We start from the raw sequence: 8031 nt of genomic DNA, 5'->3' as shown, positions 1-8031 counted from the left end.
TGACTTTTGAATGTGCAGCGATACCTTCGCGTGCATGTCCGTTGACCACGCACCAGACTGCGCCTATTGTTCTGTTGTTAAGTCTCTCCGCTCAGCAAAAAATGGAGTTGCCCCGTTAGCCCATCTAGACAACTCTCGTCTAGATGGGCTTTATGGTGCTTTGTTTTGCTTCAGCGACTGCCTTGGCGAATGCGTTGCTGAACACATGTCTTGACCAGTTCGTTCTGCCGTTTCTCAAATGATCGGTAAGCCTGTTCTTGCTCTGGCGGAGTAAGCATCGGGTTTACCTCGAAGTCATCTGTGTTGGGCAGAGATTTCCTGCACTGTGTCTCGATGATGGCTTGTTCCTTCAACGATTGAACGGCTTTACTCAGACGGTTTGAGAAGTCGTCGGCTTCACTGCTCAAAATCCGAGCCAACAGAATCGCGTCGCCGTCTGTCGTCCTGATGGGGCTGCCGTTCATGGATAGGGCAATGGAGTCCAGAATCGGTAGCTTGTTCAAGCGAAGTGGGCCCAAGACCCGTTTCGCTGGCTGAAAGAAGTTGATGGCAACATGGACTTGTTTATCAACGTCAAATTTCACCTGTATGGCATCCACAGTTTCATCCCCTGGCGCCAAGGACTTGCTGGTGATCACTACGTCGCTGTAGTGAGGATTGGCGCGCAGCGTCTCCAAGAAGTTGCGCTTTGTGTCCACCCCCGCCTTATCCGCTACAAACTCGTACAGATCTCTACGGCTCTTCGACCTTTCCGGGTCTTCATCAAAGGTTTCACGGTTGAAGGCCGCGCCCCTGAATAGTTCGCCGTTTGTCGAGTGTTTGACAGCTCCGTCAATGGTGAAGTTGATGCTGCCATCGCAGCCTGCTATCAGCATGATCATGGCTGCGCCGATGCACCACCGTAAGGTGGTGTTGATATTTGGATACCTCATCGCTAGACCACTTGAAGTGGATGCGTGCTTGCTTACAGCACAGTGATGGCGATCACGAAGGCGATGATGATCACGCCGCCGATCAATGAGCCAAGGCCAGGAATAAGCACCGCAGGCCATACCAACCCTTGACCGATGTGCCAGCCCCATGGTTTGCTGGGGTTGGCGCCAAAGAAGTGGGCGTAGCAGGCGTACAGCAGACCGATGGCGACGTAGGCAAGAATGAGTTTGTGTTTGAGTTTCATGACGGAATGGCCGACGAGGCGGCTCGTTGAAGTACTTGATTGAAAGGATGGGGACCAGCGTGTACTCGGGCAAACAGTCCGTCCAAATGACTTGTCGGATATGCGTACCGGCGCACTGCAGCGGAAGGTGTGTCCAAGCCAGGGCTTCGCTTACGGCAAGTTGCCGTAAGCGCGATGAAGCACACGTGAACGGCACGTGTGCTTGATGGGCAGGGGCGTGCGCTTAGTCGGCCGGGTCGTTTTCGCGGCTTTGAACGATCTGAACGAGTCGACCGTCTTCCCGTATCTCACCGTTTCTTAAGACGTAGCGACTGACGCCGCCCATCTTGGGGATCGTCAGCAAAATCTGATCACCCGACTGGGCGTAGGTGCCGCCATGAAAGCAAGAGCCGAACTCAGGTGTCCAAGATACCTGCCCTGAACGCTTGATGAGCACGAAGAAGAAGAGCGTTTCGCAACTGGTGCCTCGCCCCCCCGAGCTTTCAACAAGCAAGGCCTGCTCATTACTGGAGAGTGTGAACAGTTTGATTGGGTTCTGGTACTTGGCGTCTTCTCCATTGAAGAGAGGGGTGCCGTTGAGGGCCAGATAGTGGATTTTTTGTGCGTCCTCGACCAAGTACACGCTACCGGCCATCGTGGTCGCAGTGAACTGCGGATTGGTGTTTCCCGTAAAGATTTCTTGCGTATCCTGCTGCGGGTTGGTTGTCGAGTCGTCTGCAGTGGGTGCAGGTGTTTGAGCCTGACTGGCGGAACTGGCGGCCAAGTCCAGTGCAGCTTGCGCAATCTGGACGGGTTGAGACCCTCCGAGTTCTTTCTGGGCCGAGTGTTCGCCTTCATCTTGCGGATTGAACCTGGCTTCGAGCGATGGGTATGCCTTGCCAAAAGCGATGATCACTATGGCCACCACGTAAAAGATGACGCCCGCCACTGTCCATTGACGTTGCACTCGGTTGAAGTGCTCAACGCTGTCCCACTGGCGATTGCGCCAGGCCCATTCACGTCCTTTGAATCCTAAAATGAGCGGCATTGGGAATCCAATGATGGGGATGGCTGTAAGCAGACCGATCCAGGTGCGATTGGGGATGGCCCAAAAGAAGTTGAGGAAGAATGCGCCCCATGACCAGCCCTTGATGCCAGGGGGAAGATCCAGGTCGAGGGCGAGTGGACCGCCATGGATAGTTCTTGGTTCGCTGCCGGCAACCTCATGTTGAGTGATCACGGCTGGTGATCGCACCTGAGCGCCTTGCGCGTGGCCATCCAGCAAGGCTTGCTTACGGGCTGCAAACTCGTCGTCGTTCAAAAGGCCCTTGTCCTTGAGTCGCCCCAATTGCTCCAAGGCGTCCTCAAAGGAAGTGGATCGCACAAGGCTGGGCGCAAGGCCAGCTTGTGTGAACTCGTTTTTGACGCGCTCAAAGCAAGTACGCACAGCCTGTTCCACCGTCTTTTTCTGCGTGATGTAAAAGAATATGGGAATGAGCCAGCCGATCGCCGAGAACGCCGTGATCAGCAAAATGATCCAGAACGCCATGGAAGGGCGATAGAGCACGTCGGCGACAAGGAGCTGGCCGCCCTCAATGGGTTTGACGTAGACCAGGGCTTCGTCCTTGCGGTTAATCGAGCCAAAGGAGGCTTCCAAGGCGGATGCCTTGAAGCGCTGCCCCTCGGTGTCAACACTGCGTGCGACCTTTTGGAATTGCGCTTGCAGCGCGGCAAGCAGTTCTTTGTCAGACCGGGAGGTCGTGACGCGTTCGCTGATTTCGAATCTCATAAGTACAACCCTATTGAAATCGGTCAGGCCCCCTAAATGAATGGTGGTAGCCCAGCCTCTTGAAAAGCGGAAATGGACGACAGGCGTCCACCTGGAGCGGTGTTTGCCTATATGTCCAGCCAAATTGACGCCTCAGGGATGAGTTCCCCGCGGTGGTTTTGGTCTCACTCACTGGAATCATTTTGCCGTATATATGCGGCAATTCGGGTGTTCTCGCACCTGAACCTTGCTCACCTTATTGAGCAAGCCCTTGGAACCAGATCAAGCATTCGGGCAGGCACTGCGAAGCCTGCGAACCAAACGCAAGTGGTCACAGACCGACTTGGCGTTGCGCGCGGACGTGGACCGAAATTACTTGTCCTTGATAGAACTGGGCCGCAATAGCCCGAGCGTTCGAATGGTGTTCCGCTTGTGCGATGCCTTGGACATTGCACCGTCTGACTTGCTCAAAGAGGTTGAGCGGCGCTTGAAGGTGCAGAGGAATGTGCCCCCCGTTTTGTGACGACCCGCAACCGGCTAACAGGGGGCTTCACTTTGTTGCCTTGGTGGACTAAGTGAGCTTTCGTGCCAGCTTGTCGGCCAGCGTATGCTGGGCCGCTGGGTGCTGATTGTCAGTTGATGCAGTGTCCAGGTGGTTGGCTGGGAAGAACTCTTCCACCACTGACTGTGACTCATCAGCAGACTCTTCAAACGCCCCCATCGCCAGGCCGGTGCGTGCTGCCTCGTCAAGGGCGCCCTGGTTGAACCCAGACGCTTGCCGCTGATCCCACTCAGCCAGGGCCCAGGCAACGGTCTCAGTTAGCGCGCAGCCTGTTCGTGGGGCCAAGTCCACGTAGTAAATCGGCGCTCTATGCGATTGAGCCGTTGACTTGCCACGCAAGCGCAACTCAAGTGGCATCGTTGAGAGTCGTCCACCAGAAACGGCATGAAAATAGCTCAGGCGAGTCGCCAGGGTGCGGATGCTATTGAAGCCTGTGGTCCGAAAAATGAAGCTGCCTAGCGCGTCCTCATCACCTTTGCTGGTCGATTGTGCTCCCGTGCGTTCTAGATCCAAGGTAGCCGTGTCCACTCGCACATTGAGCCGTCCAAAAGGCTTGCATTGGCCATTTGAGGGCTCACAAGCCTCAGGAGAGGGGCAGGGCAGTACCTGCATGCCCGTTGACGTTGAGCGGCGGCACGACTGGCCATCTCCAACGCAGATGGGGCGACCAGTGGTGCGATCAAACAAGCTATAGCTAGCGCGCAGATTCAGGTCCGGGTCATCAAACAAGAGTCGAATGGGAATGCTACGCAACTTTGCTGTGGCATTGGCCCGGCGCAATACCTCGTCGAGCGGATGTGCTATCCACCCATCGCGCTGCTGAACCTGGCTGGTTAGCGTGAACTCATCGTCCTTTTCTGGCAGGCGCTTGCCATTGCGTTCGACGACTCTGCCGATGGAGATTCGGCCAATGACAGGTGGCGTCAACGCCAGTCCTTTGAGCATCATGATCAATATCCTTTGAAATGAAGATGGGCCATGGCATGCAGTGAAAAAAGCCTGGTCACGGTGTGTGGGGGAGGGAAGGGCTCGACGGCCTACTTTTGCGGCGTGACCAAGAACCGCCGAGTGCCAACACGTGTCGTGGCATAGCGCTCAAGCAGCGCGCCGTGTTCTTGCTCCAACTTGTCCATGTCGATGGACAAACCATCCTTACAGCGCTTCCAGCTGACCTCGCCGGTCTCAAAGATGGCTCGTGTAGCCTCGCCCATGCGCTGTTGGATCTGTTGCTTGAGTTGTTCCTCCAACTGCGTTTGCGTAGACAGCATCTGACGCACGGCCAGCAAGTCGGAGAACACGGCTGCCATGCCAACATCCCCTGAGAGATCGACTGTCTGACCTGTGTCCCGGGGGTAGAGCGCCAACAAGGCCTGGTGTGCAGAATCAGAGCCATCGGCTGGTGGCGGCTGGTCACGTGCCACCATTTGCCAGAAGCGACGCTCCAACTCGATCAGGCGCGCGATCATGGTTTCGTCACGCTCGATACGGTGCACGCGTAACTCTTGACCGCAAATCAATACCGCCACATCAGCAGCCTGTTTTCCTGTGACGGCCAGCTGGTGCATGACTTGAATCTGCACGTATTCGGGCACACCGTCTTGCCACAGGCGAGAACCGTTGAGTCCCGCAGTCTTGCATTCCAGGATTTGTACGTCTTCGCATCCCATGACCTCGCGGTCCAGGTTTGCACGCATCCATGGGTTGCTTGGGTGCTGTAGCACTGCATTGACCTTGCGTACCCGGTTACCTGTTCGCTTGGTGTAATGCGCTGCCACGATGGGTTCCAGCAAGGTGCCCCAGTACATGGGGCTGGTCTCGTCGTTTGGATCGGGCTTGTCCATGAGAGCATCACGCCCGGTCTTGTTCAGCCAGAGTGCCAACTGCGATTGGTACGGGTTGAGTCCCACAGCGGCTGCAGCGTCCGAGCTGCCAATACCACCTTGGCGAACCTTGAGCCAATCGTCACGACTGAGGTCCGTGGTTTTGATCAGCTTGAGCGCAGGCCTGCTTCGAATGGGCTTGGGCGTTGACTGTGCGTTGTTCATGTTGATTCCATTGATTGAGCAAGACAAACAAGAAGCCCCGCCCAGAATTAACTGGGCGGGGCTTATGCCGTAGGCGAGAAAGAATGAATTCAGGCAACCAATTGCAGGGCATGGTCTAGTGCGCGTTGTTTGAGCGAAGCACCTTGACCAAACCACGCACTGTCCAATCGATGATCTTGGCTGCGTGCTCGGCGTTCGTGGTCCACGAACTGGGTGACGGCATTCAACAGGCCCCAAGCGGTACCTTGGGCTGAGGCCAGCTCAGCGCCTTTCCCGTGGCCGTCGTAGAGAGCTTGCACGGCTTTGAGTGCGCGCTCGTTGACCAAGGCTGGGCTGGACGCATTCGCAGGGCCTGACAAGTCCGTCTGACACATGACTCTGAGAAAGTAGTTCATGGACTCGTGGCTCTTGACCTTGCGCTCTGACAGCGCCTTCATGCGGTACATGAAGCTGTCCCACTGGCTCACTGCAATGCCAAGTCGCTGCTTGACGGCTTGAGCGTCGAAAGTGGTGCTGTGCGGCACCCGGACAGCGTGCGCTGCCCCATTGAGGGCCACGGTGAGGGTGTTGTTGCACACCACGCGCACGGTGGTTGGCGTGGCGATGGTGGCCAAGGTGCCATCGCAGGACGAAGCCAGCAGGATGTAGCCGTGGACAACATCGTTGCCCTTGAGCACACTGGTCTTGCCTGTTTTGGCCAATGCCCAGAACTTGCGGCCGCCTTTGAGAACGCCCGCCGTCTCCAGCTCGAACCCGGACACCTCGGTGAGGTCTCGATAGAACTCCAGGACGGTCTTGGGTTGGACTACCTGGTAGCGACCACCAACGACAGACAAGGCGGCCTTGGTGTCACTGCGGTAGAGGACCTTTTGATCATCTACCGTTTTGATCTCTCCGAGCATCCCGCTGCGCTCAGTCATGTAGCGCACAGGGGTTTCGCAAATGGACCAGTCCATGCCGGCACTCTTTGCCCAGACCTCAATGGGCTGTTTGGGCGGGAGCTGGTGGCCGAGTTCATGCCAAGGCGTTTGGCCGACATAGGCCATGTTTTCTACAAGGTGAGCCATGAATGTGACTTTCTATTGAGACGTGCGAAAGCGCACCGATGCCCAGGGGCTCGATGGCGTGCACAAGAGGTAAGGGGATGCAGCCGACCTCGCAAAGAGGTGGCGCTTCAAATGAGCTTTAAGGCTGCTCAGCTGGACTGAAGCTGTGCTGGCATGACAAACAGCGATAGTTGTCCAAAATGGATGTGTCGATAGCCGCGCCAAGCTTGGTACCGATGGTCCAGCCAGTTGTTCCGCCCATGAGGGCACTGATTACTGCGCCAGAAACAGCTCCAAGCACAGCACCCGGGGGACCAAATGCCAGCGCCCCAATGGCCAGACCAGCTTCGTAGCCAGCAAGTCCACGACAAACACCACCAACCGCGCCAGCGATAGAGCCAATGGTTCCACCCACGCGTCTAGCGACGTGGCGCTGCGAAACCTGACTGCCTCTGCATTGTGGGCAACGTAGTTGGCTCGATGAGGTGCTTTGGCGATCTAGGCCAAATGGTGAAGGTCCTGGCTGATCAGGCCAGTCTGAATCATCACCGAGCATGGGGTTGCTCCTTGCGCAGGTATTTGACGTAGCTGGTCATGCTGACGGCGAAGGCAATACCGCTGAAAAATGCGATGGCAAATGCGGCAAGGTCTTCAAGAGGGGAGGGATAGGGGCGCATGGATTTCTCCTGTCTGGTTACGAAGGAACACCGACGAGTGGCATCGGCCTTGGGAACAAAAAAAGTGCCAAACCATCCCTGAGACGGTGGTACTTCTTGTTGATCGAGGTGGTAGTACGTAACCAAAAAATTCTGTGATCGCAACCTGAATGGCCAGAGCCTCCGACATCAGGCAAAATCTTTGGAAATCAAAACAAGGGAGTTGTCATGCAGAGGCAGAACTTCAAAGGCGCACGGTCAGGTTGCCGGTTCCTCTACACCATCTCCTGCGCGCCTCAGCCTACTGATTGGTCAACGCGGACGGCACTACAGGCCATGCCTTCGGCATTTTCATTGCCTGTAGCGGTGCCCTCCTCACTTCATGCTCTGCCGCCGGTTAACTATGGCGTTAGGCTTTTGGATGCAAATGGCACGACAGTCTGAATTTGTTTCGCACTGGATTCCACGGCAGGCTTGGGCCAAATGGGTGCCTTCTGAACTTCAGGATCCGCTGAAATGGCTTTCACAAGCAGGCATATCGATTGTTCGCGTGGGAATTGATAATCCAAAGACCCCAATTCTTCGGTTTTTTGTTGATGCGCCATTCGATCCAAAATCATTGCTAGCTGAGTCAGCTTCGGCCGGATCACTCTTCATGCTTTCAGATGGTTCTGGAATCGGGTGCAAAAGTTATGCCTCCGTACTTTACGAACCGGACGTTGGAATTGAACCAGACTGAGCAAGCTAGATCCAAACGAGCTGCCGCATTTCACGCGGCTAGCGCCGATTTCTTCCTGG

General features: G+C 55.9%; 9 protein-coding genes. 2 read left to right on the top strand and 7 right to left on the bottom strand.

Translation table 11 applies throughout. The features are described 5' to 3' along the window. Positions 1-170 precede the first annotated feature (170 nt). The 3 genes from EPO09_RS13770 to EPO09_RS13760 all read right to left on the bottom strand — a co-directional run bounded on the left by EPO09_RS13770 (position 171) and on the right by EPO09_RS13760 (position 2945). Positions 171-881, bottom strand: a complete 711-nt coding sequence (locus tag EPO09_RS13770) for a hypothetical protein (RefSeq protein WP_290643894.1) — start codon at positions 879-881, stop codon at positions 171-173. A gap of 83 nt (positions 882-964) precedes the next feature. Continuing rightward, on the bottom strand, positions 965-1177 hold the full coding sequence (locus tag EPO09_RS13765; protein WP_290643893.1) for a hypothetical protein: 213 nt from the start codon (positions 1175-1177) through the stop codon (positions 965-967). Positions 1178-1400: 223 nt separating this feature from the next. Continuing rightward, the gene (locus tag EPO09_RS13760; RefSeq protein ID WP_290643892.1) at positions 1401-2945 is read right to left on the bottom strand and encodes an SHOCT domain-containing protein; all 1545 of its coding nucleotides are present in this window, start codon (positions 2943-2945) and stop codon (positions 1401-1403) included. Positions 2946-3171: 226 nt separating this feature from the next. Here EPO09_RS13760 and EPO09_RS13755 point away from each other — a divergent pair, with 226 nt between their 5' ends. Next, positions 3172-3447 (top strand): helix-turn-helix domain-containing protein, encoded by a 276-nt coding sequence (locus EPO09_RS13755; protein ID WP_367114670.1) that lies wholly within the window; start codon positions 3172-3174, stop codon positions 3445-3447. Positions 3448-3495: 48 nt separating this feature from the next. On the opposite strand, the gene EPO09_RS13750 is transcribed toward EPO09_RS13755, so the two are convergent. The 4 genes from EPO09_RS13750 to EPO09_RS13735 all read right to left on the bottom strand — a co-directional run bounded on the left by EPO09_RS13750 (position 3496) and on the right by EPO09_RS13735 (position 7254). Next, a complete protein-coding gene (locus EPO09_RS13750; protein ID WP_290643895.1) occupies positions 3496-4431 on the bottom strand; it encodes a hypothetical protein in 936 nt (311 codons plus the stop codon). 92 nt (positions 4432-4523) lie between these two features. After that, entirely contained in the window at positions 4524-5531 is a 1008-nt protein-coding gene (locus tag EPO09_RS13745) for a lambda-exonuclease family protein (RefSeq protein ID WP_290643890.1), read from the bottom strand. An 89-nt stretch (positions 5532-5620) separates the two neighbouring features. Beyond that, on the bottom strand, positions 5621-6598 hold the full coding sequence (locus tag EPO09_RS13740) for a DUF932 domain-containing protein (protein WP_290643889.1): 978 nt from the start codon (positions 6596-6598) through the stop codon (positions 5621-5623). Positions 6599-7122: 524 nt separating this feature from the next. After that, positions 7123-7254, bottom strand: a complete 132-nt coding sequence (locus EPO09_RS13735) for a hypothetical protein (protein WP_290643888.1) — start codon at positions 7252-7254, stop codon at positions 7123-7125. 400 nt (positions 7255-7654) lie between these two features. On the opposite strand from EPO09_RS13735, the gene EPO09_RS13730 reads away from it, so the two are divergent. Continuing rightward, complete coding sequence (locus EPO09_RS13730) at positions 7655-7972, top strand: hypothetical protein (protein ID WP_290643887.1); 318 nt, start codon at positions 7655-7657, stop codon at positions 7970-7972. The last annotated feature ends 59 nt before the right edge of the window (positions 7973-8031 follow it).

Origin of the sequence: Aquabacterium sp. (genome assembly GCF_004297345.1) — a bacterium.
Lineage (GTDB): Bacteria > Pseudomonadota > Gammaproteobacteria > Burkholderiales > Burkholderiaceae_C > Aquabacterium.
This window is presented reverse-complemented; position numbering and strand designations above follow the sequence as displayed.